The 25,071-nt window shown below is 66.4% G+C and carries 26 protein-coding genes and 2 tRNA genes; 16 read left to right on the forward strand and 12 right to left on the reverse strand.

Annotated features, from left to right (window positions below; all coding sequences use genetic code 11):
- Positions 1–292: 292 nt before the first annotated feature.
- The 3 genes from KUH32_RS13215 to KUH32_RS13225 all read left to right on the forward strand — a co-directional run bounded on the left by KUH32_RS13215 (position 293) and on the right by KUH32_RS13225 (position 2,820).
- Positions 293–784, forward strand: a complete 492-nt coding sequence (locus KUH32_RS13215; protein WP_217779093.1) for a DUF6749 family protein — start codon at positions 293–295, stop codon at positions 782–784.
- Between the two features lie 87 nt (positions 785–871).
- On the forward strand, positions 872–1,933 hold the full coding sequence (locus KUH32_RS13220) for a DUF6902 family protein (RefSeq protein WP_217779095.1): 1,062 nt from the start codon (positions 872–874) through the stop codon (positions 1,931–1,933).
- Complete coding sequence (locus KUH32_RS13225; RefSeq protein ID WP_217779097.1) at positions 1,930–2,820, forward strand: DMT family transporter; 891 nt, start codon at positions 1,930–1,932, stop codon at positions 2,818–2,820. Before KUH32_RS13220 ends, KUH32_RS13225 begins: the two co-directional genes overlap by 4 nt.
- A 26-nt stretch (positions 2,821–2,846) precedes the next feature.
- Here the strand turns inward: KUH32_RS13225 and KUH32_RS13230 are convergent, their stop codons facing one another.
- The gene (locus KUH32_RS13230) at positions 2,847–3,170 is read right to left on the reverse strand and encodes a HesB/IscA family protein (RefSeq protein WP_217779099.1); all 324 of its coding nucleotides are present in this window, start codon (positions 3,168–3,170) and stop codon (positions 2,847–2,849) included.
- Between the two features lie 41 nt (positions 3,171–3,211).
- Here KUH32_RS13230 and KUH32_RS13235 point away from each other — a divergent pair, with 41 nt between their 5' ends.
- From KUH32_RS13235 to KUH32_RS13275, 9 genes are all read left to right on the forward strand, one after another.
- Complete coding sequence (locus tag KUH32_RS13235) at positions 3,212–4,414, forward strand: deoxyguanosinetriphosphate triphosphohydrolase (RefSeq protein WP_348541139.1); 1,203 nt, start codon at positions 3,212–3,214, stop codon at positions 4,412–4,414.
- A gap of 133 nt (positions 4,415–4,547) precedes the next feature.
- Complete coding sequence (locus KUH32_RS13240; RefSeq protein WP_217779103.1) at positions 4,548–5,099, forward strand: hypothetical protein; 552 nt, start codon at positions 4,548–4,550, stop codon at positions 5,097–5,099.
- A 41-nt stretch (positions 5,100–5,140) separates the two neighbouring features.
- On the forward strand, positions 5,141–6,961 hold the full coding sequence (locus KUH32_RS13245) for a cation:proton antiporter (RefSeq protein ID WP_217779104.1): 1,821 nt from the start codon (positions 5,141–5,143) through the stop codon (positions 6,959–6,961).
- A 75-nt stretch (positions 6,962–7,036) separates the two neighbouring features.
- A complete protein-coding gene (argS, locus tag KUH32_RS13250; RefSeq protein WP_217779105.1) occupies positions 7,037–8,779 on the forward strand; it encodes an arginine--tRNA ligase in 1,743 nt (580 codons plus the stop codon).
- 81 nt (positions 8,780–8,860) lie between these two features.
- Positions 8,861–9,889, forward strand: a complete 1,029-nt coding sequence (locus tag KUH32_RS13255; protein ID WP_217779106.1) for an SPOR domain-containing protein — start codon at positions 8,861–8,863, stop codon at positions 9,887–9,889.
- A complete protein-coding gene (locus KUH32_RS13260) occupies positions 9,886–10,896 on the forward strand; it encodes a glycoside hydrolase family 3 N-terminal domain-containing protein (protein ID WP_217779107.1) in 1,011 nt (336 codons plus the stop codon). The genes KUH32_RS13255 and KUH32_RS13260 overlap by 4 nt, the downstream gene beginning before the upstream one ends.
- Entirely contained in the window at positions 10,893–11,696 is an 804-nt protein-coding gene (locus tag KUH32_RS13265) for a segregation and condensation protein A (RefSeq protein ID WP_217779108.1), read from the forward strand. Before KUH32_RS13260 ends, KUH32_RS13265 begins: the two co-directional genes overlap by 4 nt.
- A gap of 64 nt (positions 11,697–11,760) precedes the next feature.
- Entirely contained in the window at positions 11,761–12,369 is a 609-nt protein-coding gene (gene scpB / locus KUH32_RS13270) for an SMC-Scp complex subunit ScpB (protein WP_217779823.1), read from the forward strand.
- A 70-nt stretch (positions 12,370–12,439) separates the two neighbouring features.
- The gene (locus tag KUH32_RS13275) at positions 12,440–12,673 is read left to right on the forward strand and encodes a hypothetical protein (protein WP_217779109.1); all 234 of its coding nucleotides are present in this window, start codon (positions 12,440–12,442) and stop codon (positions 12,671–12,673) included.
- Positions 12,674–12,681: 8 nt separating this feature from the next.
- Here the strand turns inward: KUH32_RS13275 and KUH32_RS13280 are convergent, their stop codons facing one another.
- From KUH32_RS13280 to KUH32_RS13315, 8 genes are all read right to left on the reverse strand, one after another.
- Positions 12,682–13,761, reverse strand: coding sequence for a 2'-deoxycytidine 5'-triphosphate deaminase (locus KUH32_RS13280; protein WP_217779110.1), 1,080 nt, complete (start codon positions 13,759–13,761; stop codon positions 12,682–12,684).
- A gap of 123 nt (positions 13,762–13,884) precedes the next feature.
- Positions 13,885–13,961: transfer RNA gene (locus KUH32_RS13285), tRNA-Pro, on the reverse strand.
- A gap of 69 nt (positions 13,962–14,030) precedes the next feature.
- Complete coding sequence (locus KUH32_RS13290) at positions 14,031–14,843, reverse strand: MerR family transcriptional regulator (protein WP_217779111.1); 813 nt, start codon at positions 14,841–14,843, stop codon at positions 14,031–14,033.
- Positions 14,844–14,853: 10 nt separating this feature from the next.
- Positions 14,854–15,156: an integration host factor subunit alpha gene (ihfA, locus tag KUH32_RS13295; RefSeq protein WP_217779112.1), complete on the reverse strand. Its 303-nt coding sequence runs from the start codon at positions 15,154–15,156 to the stop codon at positions 14,854–14,856.
- Positions 15,157–15,254: 98 nt separating this feature from the next.
- Complete coding sequence (locus KUH32_RS13300) at positions 15,255–16,226, reverse strand: beta-ketoacyl-ACP synthase III (RefSeq protein ID WP_217779113.1); 972 nt, start codon at positions 16,224–16,226, stop codon at positions 15,255–15,257.
- Complete coding sequence (plsX, locus tag KUH32_RS13305; RefSeq protein ID WP_217779114.1) at positions 16,223–17,329, reverse strand: phosphate acyltransferase PlsX; 1,107 nt, start codon at positions 17,327–17,329, stop codon at positions 16,223–16,225. The genes KUH32_RS13300 and plsX overlap by 4 nt, the downstream gene beginning before the upstream one ends.
- Positions 17,330–17,350: 21 nt before the next feature.
- Positions 17,351–17,557 carry a 50S ribosomal protein L32 gene (gene rpmF / locus KUH32_RS13310; RefSeq protein ID WP_217779115.1) on the reverse strand — a complete coding sequence of 69 codons (207 nt, stop codon included), beginning with the start codon at positions 17,555–17,557 and terminating at the stop codon, positions 17,351–17,353.
- A 172-nt stretch (positions 17,558–17,729) separates the two neighbouring features.
- On the reverse strand, positions 17,730–18,293 hold the full coding sequence (locus KUH32_RS13315) for a YceD family protein (RefSeq protein ID WP_217779116.1): 564 nt from the start codon (positions 18,291–18,293) through the stop codon (positions 17,730–17,732).
- Positions 18,294–18,386: 93 nt separating this feature from the next.
- Here KUH32_RS13315 and KUH32_RS13320 point away from each other — a divergent pair, with 93 nt between their 5' ends.
- The 3 genes from KUH32_RS13320 (at position 18,387) to KUH32_RS13330 (ending at position 21,594) form a co-directional block, all read left to right on the forward strand.
- Positions 18,387–18,848, forward strand: a complete 462-nt coding sequence (locus KUH32_RS13320) for an outer membrane protein assembly factor BamE (protein ID WP_217779117.1) — start codon at positions 18,387–18,389, stop codon at positions 18,846–18,848.
- 78 nt (positions 18,849–18,926) lie between these two features.
- On the forward strand, positions 18,927–19,661 hold the full coding sequence (locus KUH32_RS13325; protein ID WP_217779118.1) for a GNAT family N-acetyltransferase: 735 nt from the start codon (positions 18,927–18,929) through the stop codon (positions 19,659–19,661).
- Between the two features lie 112 nt (positions 19,662–19,773).
- Positions 19,774–21,594 (forward strand): ABC-F family ATP-binding cassette domain-containing protein, encoded by a 1,821-nt coding sequence (locus KUH32_RS13330; RefSeq protein WP_217779119.1) that lies wholly within the window; start codon positions 19,774–19,776, stop codon positions 21,592–21,594.
- Here the strand turns inward: KUH32_RS13330 and KUH32_RS13335 are convergent.
- On the reverse strand, positions 21,560–22,654 hold the full coding sequence (locus tag KUH32_RS13335; protein ID WP_217779120.1) for an AbrB family transcriptional regulator: 1,095 nt from the start codon (positions 22,652–22,654) through the stop codon (positions 21,560–21,562). The genes KUH32_RS13330 and KUH32_RS13335 overlap by 35 nt on opposite strands.
- Before the next feature lie 82 nt (positions 22,655–22,736).
- Here KUH32_RS13335 and KUH32_RS13340 point away from each other — a divergent pair, with 82 nt between their 5' ends.
- Complete coding sequence (locus tag KUH32_RS13340; RefSeq protein WP_217779121.1) at positions 22,737–23,831, forward strand: acetoin utilization protein AcuC; 1,095 nt, start codon at positions 22,737–22,739, stop codon at positions 23,829–23,831.
- A 56-nt stretch (positions 23,832–23,887) separates the two neighbouring features.
- Here the strand turns inward: KUH32_RS13340 and KUH32_RS13345 are convergent.
- A tRNA-Gly gene (locus KUH32_RS13345) sits at positions 23,888–23,961 on the reverse strand.
- A 34-nt stretch (positions 23,962–23,995) separates the two neighbouring features.
- Positions 23,996–25,009, reverse strand: coding sequence for a helix-turn-helix domain-containing protein (locus tag KUH32_RS13350; RefSeq protein WP_217779122.1), 1,014 nt, complete (start codon positions 25,007–25,009; stop codon positions 23,996–23,998).
- Between the last annotated feature and the right edge of the window lie 62 nt (positions 25,010–25,071).

Here is a 25,071-nt window from a genome sequence, read left to right on the forward strand (position 1 = left end):
CGACGAATCCGTATCGCAAGGCATCGGTAAATCCGCAAGCAACGGTGCTCGATTCGGCCGAAATTCACCGGAAGACAGACTTCTGCGAGGGTTCCGGCGAAGGATATCCACAATTTTCTTCTTGTTGTTGGTAAACCGATTAGCTTTGGCTTCTCGGTTTTCTGCGATCCGTCCTTTCTGTGGAAAAATCAGCATCCATCAATCATAGCGATAAAAACGTTTTAAATATTCAAGCTATAGATGCAGCGTTTTCGACATCGAAACCAACCATGCCAAAACGGGAGAAGGTTCCATGTCGGCCAAACTCAAGCACACCATTTCTGAAGAAATTCTTGTCAGCAACGACACCAGTGCATCGGCCCTGATGGGCGACGCGGTCGAAGCGTTCACCTCGTGGTCCGGCCCGGCCAGCGACCGGATCGACAGCGGCGATGCGGTCGAGGCATTCACCTCGTGGTCCGGCCCGGCCGGCGACCGGATCGACAGCGGCGACGCGGTCGAAGCGTTCACCTCGTGGTCCGGCCCGGCTGGCGACCGGATCGACAGCGGCGACGCGGTCGAGGCGTTCACCTCGTGGTCCGGCCCGGCTGGCGACCGGATCGACAGCGGCGACGCGGTCGAGGCGTTCACCTCGTGGTCCGGCCCGGCCGGCGACCGGATCGACAGCGGCGACGCGGTCGAAGCTTTCACCTCTTGGTCCGGCCCGGCCGGAGACCGGATCGACAGCGGCGATGCGGTCGAGGCGTTCACCTCGTGGTCCGGCCCCAAGACCCGCAAGGTCTGATCTGCGTGACCGGAGCGGTGCAGCAGCGCGCCGCTCCGGGCGCCACGAAACGCCAACAAGCGTCGTCAGACCAAGGGGAGTCACGCCATGAGCAACGTCATCGCGTTTCAGTCGCGGTCCCGGATCGGATCCCAGCCAGACCGTCTGGCTGCGCTGGTCAGCAGTTTCGCGACCCACCGGCGCCGCCCGGACGATGTTTTCTGGATGAAGGAAAACGCCGAGCTGCTGAACATCCTGGAATGCACGGGCATCGCGCCCCCGGTCGAAAGCCTTGCGCCGCTTGCGCCGTTCTACGAAAGCGCCTTGCGGCGCCTCGAATTCTTTCCGCAATACTACCGTTTTCTGCTGTCCATGGTGCTCGATCTCGAAGCGCTTGGATTTTCTGGACAGGTGGGACAACGCATGGTTGATTGGGCCATGGGTCAGAATCTCGCGAGAGCTGAGCTGTCCGACTTGCAGCGGGCCGAAGCGCGGCGCCTCATGGCGCGGCGCGGCGTCGACCCGATCGGCGATCGGGGCCTTGACGACCGTCTGCGCGCCTTTGCGTCCCGCAGCGAAACCTTTTCGCTGCCGAACAAGAAGGCCGCCTATGAACTGACCCACATTGTCTTTTATCTCAGCGAATACGGGCGCCGCGATCCGGACATGCCGCTCGAGGCGCGTCAAAGCCTGCATTTCGCCGGCATCCTGGCCTATCTGGACCAGAACGCCGACTTGCTGGCCGAAATCTGCACCGCGATGGTCTATGCCGGCGAAACGCCACCCCAGGCCTGGACGGCGCTTTTGTCACGCGCCACGCATCTGTTCGAGGTGACCAGCGGCGAAGGCGTTTCGGTGACCGACGACTACCACGAATTCTTGGTGTGCAACTGGCACGAGGCCGCGTCCGGCGGGGCTGCGTTCCGCAAGCCGATGGAAGACGGCCGGATGCGCTTTGATCGCGATCCGCGCCGTGCCGCGGCGTTGCGCGAGATGTCCCAGGCGCTGTTCCAGATGGACGGTGCGCGCACGCCGGATTGGCCCGCGATGCGCCGCCGCATCGCCGACAGCCTGTCGCCGGTGGCGCTGGACGTCTTGGACGCGGCCGAGGCCAGTTCCACCCATTTCGAGGCGTTCTTCGCCGGGTTCGCACGGGCGGGTCAGGCATGAATGGGCTGACCCTCGGGGCGCTGCTGATCGTCGTCTATACCGGCATGATGGCCGGGGCGGACGGCATCACGAAGATGATCGCCGGGCAGTTCGAGGCACCGCAATTGTTCGCCGTCTCGGCGCTTCTGGTTCTGGGTCTGGCGCTCTTGATGACGCTGTTGCGGCGCCAAGACGGTGGCGTGCACGGCCTGCGTACCCGGTTTCCCAGGGTGATGGCCCTGCGGTCGGGTCTGACCGTGCTGGCCGCCATCGGTTTCTTTCAGGCGTTCCGGCATCTGCCTTTTGCCGACGTGTTCCTTTTCATCGGCCTGATCCCCGTTCTCGCCGCCGCGTTCAGTGGGCCGATCCTGGGCGAACATCCCCGGCCAACGGCCTGGATTGCCGTGACGATCGGAGCGGCTGGTATCCTGTTCCTGATGCCCGGCGGGCCCAGTTCGGTGCAACTCGGGCACCTTTGGGCCTTGCTCGCCGCCGTGACCGGCACCTTGTCGATGCTGCTGGGCCGCTACATCGCGCGGGCCGAGCGCGTGCCGTTGGCGCAGGTATTCTGGCCGAACCTGGCGCTGTTGGTGACGATGGGCCTTGCACTGCCTTTCGTGTGGCAACCGATGACCGGGGCCGATCTGATCTGGGTGGCGTTCTACAGCGTGCTGCTGTTCGCCGGCCGCTACGTGGTGGCCGAGGCGTTTCGCCTGCTTCCGGCCTATGTCGCCACGCCGCTGATGAACCTGCAATTCGCCTGGATGGTCGTGATCGGCTACGTGGGCTTTGCCGAGATGCCGGGGCTCGCCACGCTGCTGGGCGTCGCGCTGGTCATCGGGTCGGGTTTGTGGCTGGTGGCCGACGAGGCGCTGCCGCGTCGCAGCCGGATCGTCCCCGCCGAGTGACAGCGGCGTTCGGCGGCGTTCGCCGTTCAGACGGAAAACGACGTTCCGCAGCCACAGCTGCTGGTCGCGTTGGGGTTCTCGATCACGAAGCGCGCGCCGATCAGTTCGTCGGAAAAGTCGATCACTGCGTTCGCCAGGAAGGGCAGCGACACCTGGTCGACAACCACCCGTTCGCCATCCGCCTCGAGCACGAGATCGTCCGCAGCCGGTTCGTCCAGCTTGATCTCGTATTGAAAGCCCGAACAGCCGCCACCCTCGACCGCGACGCGCAGCGCCTTGCCCTGCGCGCCCGCGCCGATTTCGGACAGGCGTTCGAAGGCACGGGTGGTGACCTTGGGGGGCAGTTGCATCGCTGGCCTCGCGGGACGGTTTAACTGTTGCGCAAGCTGTAATATATGCGCGGCAGAGACAGGCGACAAGAACAGGAGAGGCCATGCACGCGCCCTATGCCTGCACACCCGCGGCGGCCCGCGGTCGTCTGGTTGCAGAAGAAGAAAGCGCGTTCCGATCGTGTTTCCAGCGCGACCGCGACCGGATCATACATTCCTCGGCGTTTCGCAGGCTCAAACACAAGACCCAGGTCTTCGTCGAACACGAAGGCGATTTCTATCGCACGCGACTGACCCATTCGATCGAGGTGGCGCAGGTGGCGCGCACCATCGCCGGCGCTCTGGGGCTGAACACCGACCTGACCGAGGCGGTGGCGCTGGCCCATGACTTGGGCCACACACCCTTTGGCCATACCGGCGAAGACGCCCTGGATGCGCTGATGGCGCCCTATGGCGGGTTCGATCACAACGCGCAGACGGTGCGGATCGTCACCGCGCTGGAACGCCACTATGCCGAGTTCGACGGGCTGAACCTGACCTGGGATTCGCTTGAGGGAATCGCCAAGCATAACGGGCCTGTCGCGCACCCTTTGCCGCTGGCTTTGGCCGAATATAACGATTGTCACGACCTTGAGTTGCACACCCATGCCAGCGCTGAAGCACAGGTTGCAGCGCTGTCCGATGATATCGCGTATAACAACCACGATTTGCACGACGGTTTGAGGGCCGGACTTTTCACGGAAAAGGCGATTTCAGACCTGCCGCTGGTAGGTTCGGCCTATGCCGAGGTCGACCGTCACTACCCCGGTTTGGGGGCATCGCGCCGCCGCCATGAAGCCCTGCGGCGAGTGTTCGGGGCCATGGTGTCCGACGTCATCGAGACCACCAGGAACCGCCTGGCCGAAGCGCGTCCCGACTCGGTCCAGGCGTTGCGCGAACTGGGGTTCCCAGTCGCCTGCTTTTCGAATGAAATGCATAGCAATATCAAGGAAATACGAGCCTTTCTTTTTGCAAACATGTACCGCGCGCCGCGCGTGATGGAACAACGCGAACGCGTCACCGAAGTGGTGAACGGTCTGTTCCCGATCTACATGTCGAATCCCGAATTCCTGCCCGATGGCTGGCGGGCCGAGATCGCCGCCGCCCGGACGCGAACGGCGCTGGCGCGGATCGTCGCGGACTACATCGCAGGGATGACCGACCGCTACGCGTTGCAACAGCATGCGCAGTTGACCGGTACGGATATTTTGCACGACGGGGTTTGACACAACGCCCATTTCCGTTCGCAATGGATGTCGGAAGTTATTTCAGGACGTCATTTTCGTGTTCGGCGTATCGTATTTTAAGAACCGCATTGCGTTTGTCGCAGGTGCCGATCATCCGCTTGGCCAGGCCTTGGTGCAGCGGCTTTCGACTTTCGGTGCCGCGGTCGTCGCGCTCGGCGTGCGGTCGGCCCCGCTCGAGGCGCTGGCGCACGAAATGCCCAACCGGGTCGAAACCCTGACGCTCGATTCCAAGCCGCGCACGTTGTTCGGCGTTCTGTCTGAATCCTGGGCGGCCAATCCGCTGCACATCTATCTCGACCTGATGCCGCTGATCGCGACGGCCGAAGCGTCGGACCCGGCACCGGATATCGAACGGTCCGCGCATCTTGCGGCGGCGCTTCACGACGGGCTGGGGTCGGGCCGCGCCCTTGGCGGGTTCATCTTCGAAGCCGTCGATCCCCTGGCGCCGACGCTCACGGTCGCCCGCGGCGCCGGGTTTGCCGGTCTTTCGTCGCAGATCGGCAAACGCGCGCGGCCGGCAAGGATCGCCGGCTTGCGTTTGTCTCCGGTCGCCGACTGGGATCGCAAGGCGCTGCTGTCGGCCGGCGATGCCGCGCTCATGCTGTGCCACCCGGTGTCGCGCGGAGTGGCGCCGGGGGCGGTGATCGACTGGCAGGCGCCCTGAAGCCGCGTTAGAACCTTTGCAGGACAGCGAAGGATTTCGGCATGGCAATCCCTGCGGCGGGTGGTTTCGACCCGGTACTCGGTTTCGCGCTCGTGGGCGCCCTGGGGGTTGGCAGTCAATGGCTGGCCTGGCGTCTGCGGATGCCGGCCATCGTCCTGATGCTGGCCGCGGGTCTGTTGGTCGGGCCGGTTCTGGGCCTGTTCGACCCGTCCGAGGTCTTTGGTGATCTGGTCAAGCCGATGGTCGCCATCGCCGTGGCGATCATCCTGTTCGAAGGCGGTCTGACGCTGAACTTCCACACCCTGAGCGACGCTGCCAAGGGCGTCAGGCGGCTGGTTTTCATCGGCGGGCCGCTGGGGTGGCTGGTTTCCTCGGCCACGCTGCACTACGTCGCGGGGCTCAGCTGGGCGACCTCCACGGTCTTCGGCGGCATCCTGATCGTCACCGGACCCACCGTCATCGCGCCCTTGCTGCGCCAGGCCAAGCTTCAGAAACGCCCCGCCGCGCTGCTGCAATGGGAGGCCATCGTCAACGACCCGGTCGGCGCGCTGGCGGCGGTGCTGGCCTTCGAGGTGGTGGTCGTTCTGCAGACCGCGACGTCGATGGGGGCGGCCGCCTACGAGATCGCGCTCGGCATCGGGATCGCGACGATCCTCGGCATCGCCGCGGGCTGGGGCCTGTCGCGGGCGTTCCGCGAAGCGTGGGTGCCGGAATACATGAAAGTGCCGGTGCTGTTCGTCCTGTTGCTGGCGATCTTCGCCGTCTCCGACGCGGTGCTGCACGAATCCGGCCTGCTGGCGGTGACGATCATGGGCATCTGGATCGCCAATGCCGATCTGCCCAGCTATACCGAACTGCGTCGCTTCAAGGAACATGCCACCGTCCTGCTGGTGTCCGGCGTGTTCATCCTGCTGGCCGCCAACATGTCGATGCAGACGCTGATGTCGCTGGATCTGCGCGCGCTGCTGTTCGTCGTGGCGGTGATCCTGGTCGCGCGTCCCCTGCCGGTGCTGCTGGCGCTGGCCTTCTCCAACGTTCCCTGGCGCGAACGGCTGCTGGTGGCGTTCACCGGACCGCGCGGCGTGGTGCTGGTGGCGGTGGCGGGGCTGTTCGGCGAACGGCTGGTGGAACTGGGGATCGCCGATGCCGACCGCGTCGCGCCGCTGGCCTTCGCCCTGGTCGCCGCGACCGTGGTGCTGCACGGCTTCACGCTCACACCGATGGCGCGGCTGCTGGGCCTCACGGCCTCGCGCAAGCCCGGCGTTCTGATCGTCGGCGGTTCGCGCTTTGCCGTGGCCTTTGCCAAGGCGTTGCAGAAACTCGAGCTACCGGTGCTGATCGCCGACCCCAACGGGGCGCATCTGCGCAATGCCCGCGAGGAAGGGATCGAAACCTATTACGGCGACGTGCTGTCCGAGGCGGCCGAGCACCGGCTGGAATTCATGGCCTACGAAAAGATCGTCGCCGCAACCGACAACGACGCCTACAACACCCTGGTGGCCACCGACCTGGCGCCGGAATTCGGCCGCGACAACGTGTTCCAGGTCAAGCGCGTGCGCGAAACCTCGTCGCGTCACGCGTTGCCGTCGACGCTGGGCGGGCGCGCGATCGGGGCGGGGCAGACGTTTTTCGAGTTGAACGCCCGGCTGGTCGAGGGCGATGAATTCCGCACCACGCGGCTGACGGGGGAATTCACGCTGGCGCAATGGCGCGAAAAGAACCCGCAGGCGGTGGTCGTGGCCGAACTGGGCCCCAACGGCAACCTGCGCTTTCTGGGCCCCGACGACGCGCCGCGCGATCTCGATGGCGTTCAGCTGATCACGCTTGGGCCCGCCCGGCAGGAACGCAGGGACGTCAAGTAAGCCGCGGCGCGGCGCCCCCGACATTGACGCCAAGCGCCCTCGTGATAAGGGGTGGCGCGACATCCGGAGTTGACCATGAACCTGTTTACCGACATCGCCGGCGTCGTGGCCGATGCCATCGCAGCGCTTCAGGCCGAGGGCGCCTTGCCCGGCGGGCTGGATCTGGGCCCCGTCACGGTCGAACCGCCGCGCGACGCCGCCCATGGCGATATGGCCACCAATGCCGCGATGGTGCTGGCCAAGCCGGCCGGCCTCAAGCCCCGCGACCTCGCCGAAACCCTGGTGCCGCTGCTGATCGCCGATCCGCGCATCGACAGCGCCGAGGTGGCTGGCCCCGGGTTCATCAACCTGCGGCTGGCCCAGGCGCTGTGGCAGGACCTGCCGCGCGCCATCCTGGCCGCCGGAACCGCCTACGGGCGGTCGGTGATGGGGCAGGGGCAGCGGGTCAATGTCGAATTCGTTTCGGCCAACCCCACCGGTCCGATGCATGTCGGCCATGCCCGCGGAGCCATCGTCGGCGATGCGCTGGCCGCGCTGCTGGACTACGCGGGCTACGACGTGACGCGGGAATACTACATCAACGATGGCGGCGCGCAGGTCGAAAAGCTGGCCCGCTCCGCCTACCTGCGCTACCAGGAGGCGCATGACCTCAGCGTCGACTGGCCCGAGGGCAGCTATCCCGGCGACTACCTGATCCCGGTGGGCGAGGCGCTCAAGGACAAGGTCGGCGATGTGTGGCTCGACGCGCCCGAGGCAGAGTGGCTCGACGCGGTGCGCGAGTTCGCCACCAACGCGATGATGGACCTGATCCGCGAAGACCTGGCCGCGCTCGGCGTGCACATGGACCACTATTTCTCGGAGAAGTCGCTGTTCGATACCGGCCGGATCGAAGACGCGATCGACACGCTCAAACAGCAGGGGCTGATCTATTGGGGCACCCTGCCGATGCCCAAGGGCAAGGCGGATGACGATTGGGAAGAACGCGAACAATGGCTGTTCAAGTCGACCGCGTTCGGCGATGACGAGGACCGCCCGGTGCAAAAAGCCGACGGCACCTGGGCCTATTTCGCCCCCGACATCGCCTATCACTACGACAAGGTCCAGCGCGGTTTCGACCAGCTGATCAACATCTTCGGCGCTGATCACGGCGGCTATGTCAAGCGGCTCAAGGCGGTGGTCAAGGCGTTGTCGGGTGACCGGGTTCCGCTGGACATCAAGCTTTTGCAACTGGTCAAGCTGTTCAAGAACGGTCAGCCTTTCAAGATGTCGAAACGCGCCGGAACCTTCGTCACACTGCGCGACCTGGTCGACATGGTCGGTCCCGACGTGGCGCGGTTCCACATGCTGACGCGGCGCAACGATGTGCCGCTGGATTTCGATTTCGACAAGGTGGTCGAGCAATCCAAGGAAAACCCGGTCTTCTATGTGCAGTACGCCCATGCCCGCGTCGCTTCGGTGCTGCGCAAGGCGGCCGAGCAGGGGATCGCGATCGACGATTGCACGCTGGCCAAGGCCGACCTGTCCGGCATGACCCATTCCGCCGAACTGGCGCTGGCGCGCAAGCTGGCGGAATGGCCGCGGCTGATCGAAATCGCCGCCCGCACGCACGAACCACACCGCGTGGCGACCTACCTCTCGGAACTGGCTGCCGAACTGCACGGTCTTTGGAACCGTGGCCATGACGAACCGGCGCTGCGCTTTCTGCAGGACGACGTTGCCACCAGTCAGGCGAAAATCGCCTTGGCGCGGGCCGTCGCGGTTGTCATTTCGGCCGGTCTTGGTATCTTGGGTGTGACGCCGGCAGAAGAAATGCGCTGACAAAAGCGCCTCGGCCTGCGTCGGAGACGAGCAGACAACGCACCCGTGCGGCACAACGTGCGGGGGAGAACGAGGCGAAAAATGGCGGATTTCACCTATGATGGGGCAGACAGCGCCCCTGCGACGCGCGGCGTCGCGACGGCGGCAAACTGGGCCGGTGCGCTTGTGTCTCTGGCACTGATCGCCGGTGTCGGCGTGTGGGGTTACCGGCTGCTGGTGCGCGACGTCAGCGGCATTCCCGTGGTCCAGGCGGTGCAGGGTCCGATGCGTGAGGCGCCGAACGATCCCGGCGGCCAGCTGGCCGATCACCAGGGCCTGGCGGTCAACGCCGTGGCCGGGCGGGGTGGTGCCGAAGACGCCGCCGATCGGCTGGTTCTGGCGCCGGCACCGCCGGGCCTGTCTTCCGAGGATGTGGCGCTTGGCGCGATCAAGCCCGCCGCGCGGCCCGAGGCGCAGCCCAAACGCGTCACGCTGACCCCGATGCCCAGCCTGGCCGAACCCGCGCCGGAAGCCCCGGTCATGGCCGAGGAGACAGGCGCGGCCGAGCCGGACGGAACCGGCGACGCGATCCAGAGGCTTGTCGAACAGATCGCCGCCGGTGCTGTGCCACTGACCGACATGGAGCCCGGAGAGGCCGCGGCGGTCGTCACCGAGATATCCGAGACCGACAGCGCGGATGAGGCAGAGGTCGTGACCGAGGTCCAGGCGCCGTTGCCGGTGGCAAAGCCGGGCGAGGGGCTGGTGCGTTCGCTGCGTCCGATGCGCCGCCCGGTCGGTCTGCAGACCGCCTCGCTCGAGGCCGCGGTGACGCCGACCGAGGCCGAGGCACAAAAGGAAATCGATCCGGCGGCAATTCCCACCGGAACCCGGCTGGTTCAGATCGGCGCGTTCGACAGCGCCGAGACCGCCCGTTCCGAATGGGCGCGACTGGAAGCGCGGTTCGGTGATTACCTTGTCGACAAGTCGCGGGTCATCCAGCGGGCAAGTTCCGGCGGACGGGTGTTCTACCGATTGCGGGCGCACGGCTTCGAAGACCTGGCGGATGCCCGCCGCTTCTGCTCTGCTTTCGTCGCGCAGAATGTCGACTGCATCCCGGTGGTGGCGCGGTGACGCGCCGCTTTGGCGCGGCCATCCTGGGCTGCGCCGGGACGCGGCTCGGCGCCGACGAAAAGCGGTTCTTCGCCCGAGCCGATCCCTTTGGCTTCATCCTGTTCGCGCGAAACATTGAAAACGTATCGCAAGTAGCTAATCTTACAGAAGAACTCAGAGATGCAGTCGGCCGGGAGGCCCCCATCCTGATCGATCAGGAAGGCGGGCGCGTGCAGCGCTACCGCCCGCCGCTGGGTCGCGACTGGCTGCCGCCCCTGGACGAGGTCGCCCGCCACGGCGCCAACGCCGCGCGCGCGATGCGTCTGCGCTACCGGCTGATCGCGCATGAATTGCGGGGCATGGGCATCACCGCGAACTGTGCGCCGATGCTCGATATCGCCCGTCCCGACACCCATGCCTTTCTGCGCAACCGCTGTTACGCCGACAGCCTCGATCGTGTCGTCGAAATCGGGCGGGCGGTGGTCGAGGGGCTGGAACAAGGCGGGATCTGTCCCGTCGTAAAACATATTCCCGGCCATGGCCGCGCGGTGCTGGACAGCCACCTGTCGCTACCGCGCATCGCGGCCGACCGTGCCACGCTGGACGCCGCCGATTTCGCCGCCTTCCGGCCTTTCGCGGGGCAGGCGATGGGCATGACCGCGCACCTGGTCTTCGACGCCATCGACCCCGGCAACCCGGCCACGATCTCGACCGCGATGATCGACCTGATCCGCCGCGATATCGGGTTCGGCGGGCTGCTGATGACCGACGACATCTCGATGCAGGCCTTGTCGGGCACGGTGTCCGAGCGCGGCGCCGCGGCGTTGGCGGCGGGTTGCGACGTCGTTCTGCATTGCAACGGCGATCTGGCCGAGATGCAGGCGCTGATGGATCTTGTGGGCACCATGAGCGATGCCGCACAGGCGCGCGCAGACGCCGTCATCGCGGCATGTCCCGCCGTCCAACCGGTTGACATCGACGCGTTGGAAGCCGAGTTTGAGGCGCTTGGGCATGAGCGCCATGGATGACTGACGAGTTCGAGACCGCCGCCGATTTCCAGCCGACCAGCGTGGCCGACCGCCTCGCGGCGGAAGCTCTGGTGGTGGATGTCGATGGCTTCGAGGGGCCGCTGGACGTGCTGCTGATGCTGTCGCGGACGCAAAAGGTGGACCTGCGCAAGATCTCGATCCTCGACCTGGCGCGGCAATACCTGGCCTTTGTCGAAAAGGCCAAGGCGCTGCGGATCGAACTGGCGGCCGACTATCTGGTCATGGCGGCCTGGCTGGCCTTCCTGAAATCGCGCCTCTTGCTGCCGCCCGATCCCGCCGAACAGGGCCCGAGCGGCGAGGAGCTGGCCGCGCATCTGGCATTCCAGCTGGAGCGTCTGCAGGCCATGCGCGACGCCGCGGCGCGGCTGATGGCGCGTGACCGTCTGGGCTATGATTTCTTTGCCCGCGGCGTGCCGGAGGAAGTCGAGCGGATCAAGAAGGTCACCTATACCGCGACGCTGCTCGACCTGATGCAGGCCTATTCCCGCATTCGCACCCGCGATGAATTCCGCCCCTTCACGATGGATCGCGACAGCGTCTACACGATGGAGCAGGCGCTGGACCGGATGCGTTCGATGATCGGGTTCGCCGGCACCTGGACGGATCTGTCCAGCTACCTGCCCGATGGCTGGGACGCCGATCCGGTGCGCTGGCGCTCGGCCACCGCGGCGACGTTCGCCGCGACGCTGGAACTGGTCCGCGACGGCCACGCCGAACTGCGCCAGTCCGAGATGTTCGCGCCGATCCAGCTGCGCCGCAAGGAGGGCCGCCGTGACTGACGCCGATCAGCCGACCCAGGAGGACACGGACAGCCCGCGTGAAAGCCTGTTCGAAGCCCCGCCGATGGGCGAACAGGAACGCATGGTCGAAGCGATCCTGTTCGCGTCGGTCGAGCCGGTTACGGTCAGGGAACTGGAATCGCGCATGCCGCATGGCTGCGACGCGGCCGAGGCGCTGCAACACCTGCGAAACCGCTACGAGGGGCGCGGCGTGCGCGTGGTCAAGGTCGGCGATGCCTGGGCAATCCGCACCGCGCCCGACCTGGGCTTTCTGATGAGCCGCGAGACCGTCGAAACCCGCAAGCTCAGCCGTGCGGCGATCGAAACCCTGGCGATCATCGCCTATCACCAGCCCGTCACCCGCGCCGAGATCGAGGAAATCCGCGGCGTCAGCGTCAGCCGCGGCACGGTGGACCAGTTGCTCGAGATGGAGTGGATCCGCTTTGGCCGGCGCAAGATGACGCCGGGCCGCCCGGTGACGTTCGTGGTGACACAAAGCTTCCTGGACCATTTCGGCCTCGAATCGGCGCGGGATCTGCCAGGGCTCAAGGAATTGCGCTCGGCGGGGCTGCTGGACAGCACGCCGCCCGGCATGATGCCGACCATGGGCGAGGGCGATGTCGACCTCGAGGAAGAGACCGACGAAGGCCAGTCCGAGATGTTCGAGGACTGATCCGCGGAAAATGCCCTGATTTCGGCGCAATCTGCGCTATACTGCCCCGTGAGCAGCAAAGGAGCGCGCCATGAACGCGAACCAGATCATCAATATGGTTGTCCGCCTCGTCATGCGGAAACTGATTTCCAAAGGCGTGGATGCCGGCATGAACCGGGCGTTTCGAGGCGGCGGCGGCCAGCAGAGCGCGCCGGATACCGACGGGCTGACGCCGCAGGAACGCCGCCAGATGCGCCAGAACAACAAGCAGATGCGCCAGGCCAAGCAGGCGGCCAAGGTGGCGGGCCGGATGAACCGCTTCTGACCCTGCCCTCAGGGCGCGGCGAAATGCTTGGACAGCTTCAGTCCCTGGCCTTGATAATTCGATGCGATGCCGGCGCCGTATAGCTGCGCGGGCGCCTCGTCCATGCGCTCATAGACCAGCCGCCCCACGATCTGCCCGTGTTCCAGCACGAAAGGCGCCTCGTGGCAGCGCACTTCCAGAACGCCGCGCGCGCCCGATCCGCCCGCCGCGTCATGGCCGAAACCGGGGTCGAAAAAGCCCGCGTAATGCACCCGGAACTCGCCCACCATCGCCAGGTAAGGCGCCATCTCGGCGGCGTAGCCGGGCGGGATATGCACCGCCTCGCGGCTGACCAGGATGTAGAAGGCGTCGGGGTCCAGGATCAGTCGGCCATTGTCGCTGCGCAGCACTTCCCAGTATTCGGCCGGGTCGTAATGCCCGATCCGGTCAAGGTCGATCACGCCGGTATGCGGCTTGGCCCGGTAACCCACCACACCCGCCGGTCCCGGCGTCAGGTCGACGGAAAAGCCCAGGCCTTCGCCGACTACCGCCGGTCCGCCGGTAACCAGCGTTTCGGCCTGATGCAACGCGGTCAGTTCGGCATCGTCCAGCACCGCGCGACCGCGGCGGAACCGGATCTGGTTCAGCCGCATGCCGGGCCGGACCAGCACCGAAAACGACCGTGGGCAGATCTCGGCGTAGAGCGGGCCTGCATAGCCCGCGCCGATGCGGTCGAACTCGGTGCCGCCATCGGTGATCGTGCGGGTCAGCAGATCCAGCCGCCCGGTCGAACTCTTGGCGTTGGCGATGGCCGACAGATCGGCGGGCAGGGCCAGGCTCTCCATCAGCGGCACGACATACACGCAGCCCTTCTCCAGCACCGCTCCGGCCGTCAGGTCGATGCGGTGCATCTCGAATTCGGCGATGCGGTCGGCCACGCTGCGGCCTTTGCCGGCCAGGAAAGAAGCACGCACGCGATAGGCGACATTGCCCAGCCGCAGGTCCAGGCTGGCAGGCTGGATCTGGCCTTCGGCCAGCGGCGTTTCCGTGTGGATCGCGTCCGAAGCCAGAAGCGCCTCGATCTGCTGACTGGCCAGCACCCCCGCCATGTCACTTCCCCCTTTTCCGGTTTACGCCGTCTTAGCAAGCGCGGACAGGAAATTGGAGAGGTAATCGGGCCCGATCCGGACGGACGGAACCGGGGCAGAGAATTTTCAAAATCGGAGGTTTCTTGGTCGGGCTAGCAGGACTCGAACCTGCGACCTTCCGTCCCCCAGACGGACGCGCTACCAGGCTGCGCCATAGCCCGACTTGTGGTTCCGTGTCATAGCGGTTTTCCGGGTGGGAGCAACCCCCATACCGCAATTTCCGCCGAGGCTCAGCGCGCTACAGGCCCGGTCAACTTCTGCGCGTGACGCCAAAGTGCGGGCAGCTGTTCGGCAACCGCGTGCGCGATCTCCGGCGGCAAGTCAGACAGGGCTGCCGAGCGTCCCAGCAGGCCAGGCTCGGCCGTGATCGCGTCGATATCCGGATCGTCGGGAACCCGCGGCTGCACCGCGGGCGCGTCGGGTGCCGGTGGCGGGGTTTCTTCGGACGCGTCCGGGCGTTTCAGGAAATCCGGCAACGCCAGGTCGTCTTCGGCGGTCGCGTCTCTACCGGCGGCGTCACCATCGCCGTCGGCAGCTGCCTCCGCCACCGCGTCGGTTTCGGCCTCCGGCTCCGCCGTCCTGCCGTCGTCGTCGGCTTGAGGCGCTTCGGTCTCGGCCGGATCGGTGCCTTGCTCGATCTCGGCTCCGGCACGCGGTCCGGCCGATCCGTCGTCTTCGGCGCGCGCAAAGGGCACGACGGTTTCGGGGCTTTCGACTTCGACGTAGGGCGCGTCTTCGACCAGCGTGTCGGGTTCGGGATCCGCGGTCACGCGCGTCGTCGACAAACCCGCGACATACTTGACCCCCTGTTCGCGCAATACCTTTTGCGCGCCCTTGATGGTCATCCCGTCTTCATGCAGCAACTTCTTGATTCCGCCCAGCAATTCCATGTCATTGGGGCGGTAGTAGCGGCGCCCGCCGGCGCGTTTCACGGGCTTGATCTGGGTGAACTTGCTTTCCCAGAACCGCAGCACATGGGCCGGCGTGTCCAGCCATTCGGCGACTTCCGAGATGGTCCGGAAGGCATCGCGCGACTTGGCCATGGCGTGCCCCTTACTTGCGGTTGCCGTTGGCGACGCGTTCCTTCATCAGGTGCGACGGCCGAAAGGTCAGTACCCGGCGCGGCTGGATCGGAACCTCTTCACCGGTCTTGGGATTGCGCCCCACGCGGGCCGCCTTGTCGCGTACCGAAAACGTGCCGAAGGACGAGATCTTGACCTGCTCGCCAGCGACCAGCGCGTCGGACATGTGCTGCAGAACGGCTTCGACCAGATCGGCGCTTTCGTTGCGCGACAGGCCCACTTCTCGAAAGACCGCCTCGCTCAGATCCATGCGCGTCAAGGTATTGTCACCCATCTCCGGTCCTCCCCTTCTTTCGCACGAGGATGGACCGGTGCAATTTCCGAGTCAATATCAAGCACTTGTATGGGCGGGTTCACGCGGCGTTTTCGGCGTCACCAGCGCAACACAACCGACCCCCAGGCAAGCCCGCCGCCAATGGCTTCGGTGACCAGCACATCGCCGGGCTTGATCTGGCCGCGTTCCTTGCCCACCGACAGTGCCAGCGGGATCGATGCGGCCGACGTGTTGCCGTGGTCCTGCACGGTCACCACGACCCGTTCCATCGGCAAACCCAGTTTCTTCGCAGTGCCCGCGATGATGCGGATATTGGCCTGGTGCGGCACCACCCAATCGACTTCCTGCGCCTCCATGCCGATCTTGTCGAGCGCGGCCGTGGCGGTCGCCGCCAGCTTTTCCACGGCGTGGCGGAACACCTCCTTGCCCTGCATCCGAAGATGGCCGGTATTCTGCGTACTGACGCCGCCATCGACGTAGAGGATGTCGCGGAACCGGCCGTCGGAATGCAGGTCGGTGGCCAGGATACCCCTGTCGGCATTGGTTCCGGCGCCTTCGCGCGCCTCGAGGACCAGGGCGCCGGCACCGTCGCCGAACAGCACGCAGGTGGTGCGGTCGGTCCAGTCCATGATCCGCGAAAAGGTTTCCGCGCCGATCACCAGAACCCGTTTCGCCTGTCCCGACACGATCAGCGCGTTGGCGTTGGCCAGGGCATAGATGAAGCCCGCACAGACCGCCTGGACGTCAAAGGCGAAACCACGTGTCATGCCCAGTTCGGCCTGCACCATCGTGGCGGCCGACGGAAAGGTCAGATCGGCGGTCGAGGTGGCCAGGATGATCGCATCCAGATCGTCGCCCGCCAGGCCGGCATCGGCCAATGCCGCCCGCGACGCGCGCACCGCAAGATCCGACGTGGTCTGGCCCTCGGCCGCGAAATGCCGCCGTTCGATGCCGGACCGGGCGCGGATCCATTCGTCGGAAGTGTCCAGAGATTTTTCGAACTCGGCGTTTTCCACGACGCGTTCGGGCAGGTAATGCCCAACCCCGATCACGACTGCCCGCGTTGTCATGTGCCTGATTCTTTTTGCTGCTCTGCTTGCGCGTCATCCTGCGCAAGCTCGGCCGCCGAGGCAACCCGCGCCGCCAGCCGGTCGGCGAATCCCGATTGCGCCAGTTCGAAGGCCAGTTTGACAGCCGAGGAAATGCCGGTGGCATCCGCCGAACCGTGGGATTTCACCACCGTTCCGTTCAGGCCCAGAAAGACACCGCCGTTCACCCGGCGCGGGTCGATGCGTTTCTTCAGCCGCCGCAGCGACGTGTAGGCCAGCAACGAGGCCAGCCGAGACAGCGGGGTATAGGCGAAGGCCTCGCGCAGCAGGTCGCCGATCAGCGACGCGGTGCCTTCACCGGTCTTCAGCGCCACGTTGCCGGTAAATCCGTCGGTGACGATCACGTCGCAGGTATTGCCGGGGATGTCGCCGCCTTCGACGAAGCCCACGAATTCGTATTTGCCCTGTTCGGCCAGATCGCCGATCAGGTCATGCGCCTCTTTCAGCTCGGCCCGGCCCTTGTGTTCCTCGGTACCGACGTTCAGAAGGCCGACGCGCGGCACCGGCAGGTTCAGGCCGTTGCGGGCATAGGAAGCGCCCATCAAAGCGTATTGCAGCAGGTCGCGGGCGTCGGCACGGATATCGGCCCCGACATCCAGCATCACGTTGAAACCCTGCGGGTTGCGCGACGGCCACAGGATCGCGATGGCGGGGCGGTTGACGCCGGGCAGCTTGCGCAGACGGATCATGCTCAGCGCCATCAGCGCGCCGGTATTGCCGCAACTGACCGCCACGGTCGCTTCGCCGTTGCGCACGCAATCCAGCGTCGACCACATCGACGTGTCCTTGCCGTTGCGCATGACCTGGCTGGGTTTGTCGTGCATCGTCACGACACCGGCGGCGTCGCGGATCTCGCAGCGGTCGCGCAATTGCTTGCGGCGCGAGATAAGGCGCTCGAGCTCGTCCCGGGGGCCGTGCAGGATGAACCGGATATCGGGGTTGATGGTGGCCGAACGCACGATACCGGCGACCACGGCCGCCGGCCCACGGTCGCCGCCCATCGCGTCGACCGAAATCACAACAGGCCCGTTGCCCGTCCTCGCGCGATCCCGCTCAGAGTTCATGGGCGCAGGCCTTGAAGGGCGTTATGCCGCGTCGTCGTCCAGATCGATCTCGTCCGCCATCGCCACGACTTCGCGCTCGGCGTAGTGGCCGCACGACGGGCAGACGTGGTGCGGACGCTTCAGTTCGCCGCAATTGTCGCATTCGTTGGGATTCGCGGCAACGAGCGCGTCATGTGCGCGACGATTGTTGCGGCGCGATTTCGAAACCTTGTTCTGCTGGACAGCCATGTCTCTATCTCGATCGTCTCAGGGGCAGGGCGTCCCTGCCATGGGCGGGCCGCGTGTGTCCGCGCCTCTTACTGCCAAGGCACCCGGTGACACAAGCCCGGAATTCGGTGAAGGCGCGAAAATACGCAGAGCGGGCGAAAGGGCAAGCGGAATCTTTTCGGTTGGCCGCCGGTTATTCCTTGTTCCCGTCCGTCAGCTTGTCGCGCAGCGCGGCAAGGCCGGCCAGCGGCTTGAGATCGTCGTCGCGCAGCGGATCGATTCCCTGACCTGCGAACACCGCCTCGCCCAGATCGGCGCCCTCGGCGCGCGGATAGACCGGCAAGGCCAGCGCCAGCGCCTCGGCCATCACCGCGTCGAGGTCGATCACCGCACCCAGCGGTTCGATGCTGTCATCCTCGGGGGTTTCGGTCTCGGACCCGGCCTCGAAATGCTCCAGGCGGTCGGCGGGAACGAAGCGGCGCAGCACCGGCGTGTCGATCCGGGTGGTCACCGGCGCCAGCGTGACGACACAGGGCTGCACCACCGTGGCGCCGAGTTCGGCCTTCAGGACAAAGCCCGCCTTGCCCTCCGGGTGCAGCGCACCCGCGAAGCGCAGCTTGCGCAGATCCAGCAGGCCCAACTCGTCGGCCAGCGCATGGCGGGTCGGTGCATCCGGTACGATCGTGAACTCGGTCGGGTGGTTCTGGTCCAGTGCCGACGGGGTCAGGCGCGTCGTCTTGGCCTCGTGCGCGGGCATGGCGTTGTCCTTTGCTTGAACGGCGGGCATTCCTTCTGTAATCGGGATAGAAGGGCCGCGAGGCCGAAACAAGGGTCGAGGCTAGGCGTGAGCATGACAAGCGGCATCTCAGCGCGCGTGAAACTGGTGGTTGCGGTGGCGGGTATCGCCGTGCTGAGCGGCTGCACCGCGCAATACCGGACGCATGGCTACGTGCCGCCCGAAGAAGAATTGCAGCAGATCGTTCCCGGCATCGATACCCGCGCTTCGGTCGAGGACACGATCGGTGTGCCGACCACTGCAAGCGTGCGTACCGAAGGCGGCATCTACTACGTCGAATCGCAGGTGCGTCATTTCGCCTGGCGCCGGCCCGAAGTCATCGACCGGACCGTGCTGGCCATCACCTTCGACGAAACCGGCGTGGTCGACAACGTCGTCACTTACGGCCTCGAGGACGGGCAGGTCGTGCCCCTGGTGCGCCGGGTGACCCAGTCCAGCGACCGCGACATCGGGTTCATTCGCAAGCTTTTCGGCAATATCGGCGGCCTGAACGCCAGCGAATTGCTGACCAACTGACGTCCGTCACGGTCCTGTCATGACGCTCTGGCACCCAGTCCGCGAACCGGCCGGGGGTCCAGGCACGAGGGCAGCGCGATGATCCGCTTCTGCAAGGGGCGTTATGCCGTCCGGCATGCCGCGACAGGCGACGACCTGCGCGCCGCGCAGCGCCTGCGCGCGATGGCCTTTCATGGCGATCCGGACGGGTCGGACAGCGACCCCTTCGATCCGTTGTGCGACCACGTTCTGGTGACCGATCTGCGCGACGGGGCGCTGGTCTGCTGCTTCCGTTTCCTGCCGCTCAGTGACGGCCGCGACATCAGCCGCAGCTACGCGGCGCAGTATTACGAGTTGTCGGCGCTCGAATCCTACCGCGGTCCGATGGTCGAGATGGGCCGATTCTGCATCCATCCCGACCGACACGACCCGGATATCCTGCGCGCCGCCTGGGGTGCCATGGCGGCCTATGTCGACGACCACGGGGTCGAATTGCTGTTCGGCTGCGCTTCGTTCACCGGCACGGATGCCAAACAGTATTACGACGCCTTCGCGATGCTGAAACACCGCCACCTGGCACCCAAGCGCTGGCTGCCGCGGGTCAAGGCGCCGGACGTCTTCCGTTTCGCCCAGCGGCTGCGGCGCAAGCCCGACGCGAAAAAGGCGATGTCGCGGATGCCGCCCTTGCTGCGCACCTACCTGATGATGGGCGGCTGGGTCAGCGACCACGCCGTGGTCGATGTGCAGATGAACACGCTGCATGTCTTCACCGGCGTCGAGATCGCGGCGATCCCGCCGGCGCGCAAGCGGTTGCTGCGCGCGGTCGCGGGTTGAGAACCGCAGGCCGGTGAGGGGCCAGCCCCTCACACTTCCCGGGGTATTTTCGGCCAGATGAAGCAGGGGATCGGGCATTGACGTCGCGCGTCCGCTCTCTTAGCTGCGCGCCATGGCACCGGCTCCGCTTCTTCAGCTTTCCGAGATTGCGCTGACTTTCGGCGGCGATCCCGTCTTTGACGGGCTCAGCCTGGTCGTGCAGCCCGGCGACCGGATCGCGCTGGTCGGGCGCAACGGATCGGGCAAATCGACGCTGATGAAGGTGATGGCGGGCCTGGTTGAGCCCGATCGCGGCGATCGGGTGCTGGGGCCGGGCGTGAGTGCCGGCTACATGGAGCAGGACCCGGACCTGTCGGGATTCGCGACGCTGGGCGATTTCGCCGCGCAGGATCTGGCGCCGTCCGAGCTGTATCGCGTGGAACGCGCCGGGGCGGGGCTGAAATTCGACCCCGACCGCCCCGTGGCGACGGCGTCGGGCGGTGAGCGGCGCCGCGCGGCGCTGGCGCGGCTTCTGGCGACCGATCCGGCACTGATGCTGCTGGACGAGCCGACCAACCACCTCGATATCGAGGCGATCGGCTGGCTCGAAGAGGAATTGCGCGCGACCCAGGCCGCCTTTGTCCTGATCAGCCACGACCGCCGGTTCCTGACCGAACTCAGCCGCGCGACGCTGTGGATCGACCGCGGCCAGGTGCGGCGTCTGGACAAGGGTTTTGCCGCCTTCGAGGATTGGCGCGACAAGACCTGGGCCGAAGAGGACAGCGCGCGGCACAAGCTGGACCGCAGGATCAAGGCCGAAGCCCGCTGGGCGGTCGAGGGCATCTCGGCGCGGCGCACGCGCAACCAGGGCCGGCTGCGCGCGCTGCGCGACCTGCGCGCCGACCGCGCCGCGATGATCCGCCGGCAGGGCACTGCTGCGATGGACTTCGCGTCCGGCCCGCAATCGGGCAAGAAGGTGATCGAGGCGCGGGGCGTCACCCATGCCTTCGGCGACCGGCGGATCGTGCGCGATCTGACCCTGACGGTGCAGCGCGGCGACCGGGTCGCCTTTGTCGGGCCGAACGGTGTGGGCAAGACCACCCTGATCCGCATCCTGACAGGCGAGATCGCGCCGGACAGCGGCACCGTCAAGCTGGGCACCAACCTGGCGATGGCGGTGTTCGACCAGACCCGGTCGCAGCTCGACCCCGACCAGAGCCTTTGGGACAGCCTGACCACCGACCCCACGATGCGGGTCTCGGGCCAGTCCGATCAGGTGATGGTGCGCGGCCAGCCCAAGCACGTGGTGGGCTATCTCAAGGATTTCCTGTTCGACGAACGCCAGGCCCGGGCGCCGGTGCGGGCGCTGTCGGGGGGCGAAAAGGCGCGGCTGCTGCTGGCGCGGATCATGGCGCAGGACAGCAACCTGCTGGTGCTGGACGAACCGACCAACGATCTCGACGTCGAAACGCTGGACCTGTTGCAGGACCTGCTGGGCGAGTATGACGGCACCGTGCTGCTGGTCAGCCACGACCGCGATTTCCTGGACCGCGTAGCCACGACCACGGTTGCGATGGAAGGCGACGGCCGAGCGGTGGTCTATGCCGGCGGGTGGAGCGATTACCGCAGCCAGCGCGGAGATGGCGCCGAGCCGGCCGTCACGAAGCGGGCCGCGAAACCGGCCAAGGCCGACAACGCACCCAAGCCAAAGGCGAAACCCGCGGGGCTGTCCTTTACCGAACGGCACCGGCTGGAGGCTCTGCCCGACGAGATCGCGCGGATCGAAGCCGAGATCGGCAAGCTGGAAGGACTGCTGGCCGATGCCGATCTGTTCACCCGCGAGCCGGTCAAGTTCCGCAAGGCGACCGAGGCGCTGACGGACCGGCAGGCGCGTCTGGCCGCGGCCGAAGAGGAATGGCTCATCCTGGCGGAGAAGGCCGAGGCGGCGGGCTGATCCGCAACAGCCGTGCCAGCACGCCCATCTCGACCACCGTGAGCAGGATGCGCAGGATGTGATGCAGGCTGACCAGCGCGGGGCTGGCGGCCAGGCTCAGCGCCACCACCGACATTTCGGCCACGCCGCCGGGCGCATAGCTGACCAGCAGGTGCAGGAAAGGCAGGTCGGTCACCGCCGTCAGCGCCGCGGCGAACCCCGCGCCAAGCGCCATCATGAACCCGACCGAGACCAGGCTCAGCCCGAACGACCGGCGCAGCAGCGCCAGGTCCAGCCCGCGGAACCGAATGCCCAGGCTGACGCCGATGGCCAGTTGCGCCAGCGCGATCAACCAATAGGGCAGGTGCAGGTCCAGCGAACCGGTCAGGCTGGCCGCCGAGGCCAGCACCAACGGCCCGGTCAACTGGGCCGCAGGCAGGCGCAGCCGGCGACCCAGCCACAGGCCGATGGCGGCCGTGCAAAGGATCAGCACAAGCTGCGGCGGCGCGATCGACGTGGCGGCGACATCGCCGGCCAGGCCCGACGCACTGCCCACCGGTCGGCCCAGCCACAGCGACAGGCCCAGAGGCAGCAGCGTCACCACGATGATGATCCGCAGGAATTGCTGGGCCGTCAGGATTCGCGTGTCGGCCCCGGCCTCTTCGCCCATCAGGATGCTTTCCATCAGCCCGCCGGGTGTGCCCGAATAGAAGGCGGTGGGCCGGTCGTAGCCGCCGAACTGGCGGAAGATGACGAAATTGCCGCCATGGGCCAGCAGGACGAAGACGAACAGACCGGCCAGCGTCCATGGCAACGCCGCGACGAGCCCCAGCAATTCCGGCGTGACCTGGCTGCCGATCATCACCCCGATCAGCGCGACGAAAAAGCTGCGCAGGGTCATCGGATAGCGGTAGGGGCCGAGTGCGCGGTCGATCGGCGGCAGCGGCTGCAGCAGTGCGGTGACCGCCAGGCTGCCCAGAAGCCAGGGCAGCGGCAGATGCGCCACGGATGCCAGCCAGCCGCCCACGGCGCCGACCGCCATGAGCGCGAGGGTCAGCAGGGTGATGCGTCGCGTCGTCATACCCTGCTGATACGTTCGCAAGCCGCCAGAAACAAAGCCTTTCCGCCCTTGGCCGCGGCGCCCGTTCGATTAGGTTCGGGCCATGACGCTTTTCATCGGCTCTCCGATCTATCGCGGTTCGCGCTATGGCACCCGGCACCCGCTGTCGATCGAACGGGTGCCCGCGGTGATCGACCTGTGCCGCGCCCTGGGCTGGCTTGGGCCAGAGCGATACCGGACTTCGCCGCGCGCCAAGCCAGAGGCGCTTTGTCGTTTTCATACAGAGGATTACGTCGCGGCCTTGATGCAGGCCGAGATGGCGGGCGCGGTGTCGGATACGGTGCGTCGGCGCTATGGGTTGGGCACCTTGTCGAACCCGGTCTTCGCCGAGATGTTCCGCCGGCCGGCGACGGCGGTGGGCGGCGGGTTGCTGGCGGCGGAACTGGTGGCGCCGGGCGGTGCGGTCTTCAACCCCGGTGGCGGCACCCATCATGGGCTGGCCGACCGCGCGGCGGGCTTTTGCTATCTCAACGAGCCGGTTCTGACGATCAAGCGGTTGCTCGAGATGGGGCTGGCGCGCGTTGCCTATGTCGATATCGACGCCCATCACGGCGACGGGGTCGAGGTGGCCTTTTCCGGGTCCGACAGCGTGCGGATGATCTCGGTGCACGAGGGCGGGCGCTGGCCCTTCACCGGCGCGCTGGAGGATGACGGCGGTGGTGCAGCCTTCAACCTGCCGGTGCCGCGCGATTTCAACGACGACGAGTTTTCCTTTGTATTGCAGGAGCTTGTCGTACCGGCGGTTGTGGATTTCCGGCCCGACGCGGTCTTCTTGCAATGCGGAGCGGATGCGCTGGCCGAAGACCCCTTGTCGCGGTTGCGCCTGTCCAACAATGCCCATGTCGAGGCGGTCCGGGAATTGCGGCCGCTGGCGCCGCGGCTGATCGTGTCGGGCGGCGGCGGCTACAACCCGTGGAGCGTGGCGCGATGCTGGACGCGGGTCTGGGCGGAATTGTCGGGGCAGGACGTGCCGGAGCGTCTTGCGCCCCAGGCGCAGAACGTGCTGGCGGGGCTTGGCTGGCACCGCAAGGCGCGGCCCGATCCGGCGCTGCTGACAACGCTTGCCGATCCGCCCCGCCCCGGTCCCGTGCGCGACGCGGTGCGCGCGGCCGTTGCCCGCTTGCGGGATCGGCTGTGACCAATCCGTCCTGTTTTGCCCGAATTCAGTACGGATTGGTGAAAGAGCGAAAAAGCTGGAGCGGGTAGCGGGAATCGAACCCGCACTTCAGGCTTGGGAAGCCGGCGCGCTACCACTACACCATACCCGCTTGCGACCGGGCTTACGCCCTGCCGCGGTTGCCGTCAAGCCGGGCGCAGGCCGGTTCGGTGGGTTTGCCCCGGGGTTTCCGCATCCCACCGGTCGCGCCGGAATTCGCTGGGCGACTGGCCGGTGCGGTCGCGGAAGGCACGGTTGAACGGCGGCAGCGAGGCATAGCCCGCGGCAAAGGCGATCTGGGCGATCTGCAGGTGCCGCTTGTCCGGATCGGCCAGTTGCGCCTTGGCGTCGTCGATGCGCAGGTCGTTCAGCAAGGCGCTGAAATTCCGATAGCCCATGCGGGTGTTGATGATCTGCCGCACCCGGTGCTCGGGCAGCGACAGCTCATTTGCCAAGGCACCGATCGTCAGCCCTTCCTGCCGGTGGATGCCGGTGGCCAGCAGATCGGCCAGCGCGCGGGCATCCGCCTCGTCGCGGAAATCAACGCGGTTGCGGGGTTGGTGCGTGTCGAACAGGCCCGGTCGCAGGGCGGTGATCCAGATCGCAAATCCCAGGGCGACGGCCAGGTCGGTGGCCAGCTTGGCGATCAGCAGGGTTTCGGTCGGCACCGGTTGCAGTGCCAGGGCCAAAGCGTCGGCGATCCCGATCAAGGGCAACACCAGGCCGATGGTCAGCCGGAACGCGCGGCGCGCGCCGACCAGGTCTTCGGACAGGCCGGTGAGCGAGCGATAGACCACGTGACCCAGCACCGCGATCGTCGCCAGTTGCCCGGCCGCCGGCGCCAGCCCTGGCGGCAGCAGCAGCGCGATGGCCAGAAAGCCCGTCATCATCGCCCCCACCGCACCGTGGCGGGGGTGTTCGTCGAAGATGCACAGCACCATCCACCACAGGAAGGCAGGGTTCATCAGGCAGAACAGCAGCAGCGCCGGATTGGCGCTGGCCGGATCGGTTCCGAGGAAATGATGCGTGATGCCGCCCAGGAGGTAGCCCGCGGCGGCGATGCGCAGCGCGGTGTCGATGCGCGCCATCGCGACCTGCGCCAGCAGCAGGATGAGCAGCGCCAGCGTGGCGCCGTGCAGGTAAGAGGGCAGGTCGGGCATGGGCGAAACGCCTTCTGTTGACGGTTTGGGCTGACCCAAGGGTAACACAAGCGCGACGCGGA

It is taken from the genome of Thalassococcus arenae, assembly GCF_019104745.1.
Lineage (GTDB): Bacteria > Pseudomonadota > Alphaproteobacteria > Rhodobacterales > Rhodobacteraceae > Thalassococcus_B > Thalassococcus_B arenae.

Coding starts and splice junctions, on each gene's coding strand:
- KUH32_RS13215 (WP_217779093.1), top strand. CDS start 293: ATGTCGGCCAAACTCAAGCACACCATTTCTGAAGAAATTCTTGTCAGC.
- KUH32_RS13220 (WP_217779095.1), top strand. CDS start 872: ATGAGCAACGTCATCGCGTTTCAGTCGCGGTCCCGGATCGGATCCCAG.
- KUH32_RS13225 (WP_217779097.1), top strand. CDS start 1,930: ATGAATGGGCTGACCCTCGGGGCGCTGCTGATCGTCGTCTATACCGGC.
- KUH32_RS13230 (WP_217779099.1), bottom strand. CDS start 3,170: ATGCAACTGCCCCCCAAGGTCACCACCCGTGCCTTCGAACGCCTGTCC.
- KUH32_RS13245 (WP_217779104.1), top strand. CDS start 5,141: ATGGCAATCCCTGCGGCGGGTGGTTTCGACCCGGTACTCGGTTTCGCG.
- argS (WP_217779105.1), top strand. CDS start 7,037: ATGAACCTGTTTACCGACATCGCCGGCGTCGTGGCCGATGCCATCGCA.
- KUH32_RS13255 (WP_217779106.1), top strand. CDS start 8,861: ATGGCGGATTTCACCTATGATGGGGCAGACAGCGCCCCTGCGACGCGC.
- KUH32_RS13265 (WP_217779108.1), top strand. CDS start 10,893: ATGACTGACGAGTTCGAGACCGCCGCCGATTTCCAGCCGACCAGCGTG.
- scpB (WP_217779823.1), top strand. CDS start 11,761: ATGGGCGAACAGGAACGCATGGTCGAAGCGATCCTGTTCGCGTCGGTC.
- KUH32_RS13275 (WP_217779109.1), top strand. CDS start 12,440: ATGAACGCGAACCAGATCATCAATATGGTTGTCCGCCTCGTCATGCGG.
- KUH32_RS13280 (WP_217779110.1), bottom strand. CDS start 13,761: ATGGCGGGGGTGCTGGCCAGTCAGCAGATCGAGGCGCTTCTGGCTTCG.
- KUH32_RS13290 (WP_217779111.1), bottom strand. CDS start 14,843: ATGGCCAAGTCGCGCGATGCCTTCCGGACCATCTCGGAAGTCGCCGAA.
- ihfA (WP_217779112.1), bottom strand. CDS start 15,156: ATGGGTGACAATACCTTGACGCGCATGGATCTGAGCGAGGCGGTCTTT.
- KUH32_RS13300 (WP_217779113.1), bottom strand. CDS start 16,226: ATGACAACGCGGGCAGTCGTGATCGGGGTTGGGCATTACCTGCCCGAA.
- plsX (WP_217779114.1), bottom strand. CDS start 17,329: ATGAACTCTGAGCGGGATCGCGCGAGGACGGGCAACGGGCCTGTTGTG.
- rpmF (WP_217779115.1), bottom strand. CDS start 17,557: ATGGCTGTCCAGCAGAACAAGGTTTCGAAATCGCGCCGCAACAATCGT.
- KUH32_RS13315 (WP_217779116.1), bottom strand. CDS start 18,293: ATGCCCGCGCACGAGGCCAAGACGACGCGCCTGACCCCGTCGGCACTG.
- KUH32_RS13320 (WP_217779117.1), top strand. CDS start 18,387: ATGACAAGCGGCATCTCAGCGCGCGTGAAACTGGTGGTTGCGGTGGCG.
- KUH32_RS13325 (WP_217779118.1), top strand. CDS start 18,927: ATGATCCGCTTCTGCAAGGGGCGTTATGCCGTCCGGCATGCCGCGACA.
- KUH32_RS13330 (WP_217779119.1), top strand. CDS start 19,774: ATGGCACCGGCTCCGCTTCTTCAGCTTTCCGAGATTGCGCTGACTTTC.
- KUH32_RS13335 (WP_217779120.1), bottom strand. CDS start 22,654: ATGACGACGCGACGCATCACCCTGCTGACCCTCGCGCTCATGGCGGTC.
- KUH32_RS13340 (WP_217779121.1), top strand. CDS start 22,737: ATGACGCTTTTCATCGGCTCTCCGATCTATCGCGGTTCGCGCTATGGC.
- KUH32_RS13350 (WP_217779122.1), bottom strand. CDS start 25,009: ATGCCCGACCTGCCCTCTTACCTGCACGGCGCCACGCTGGCGCTGCTC.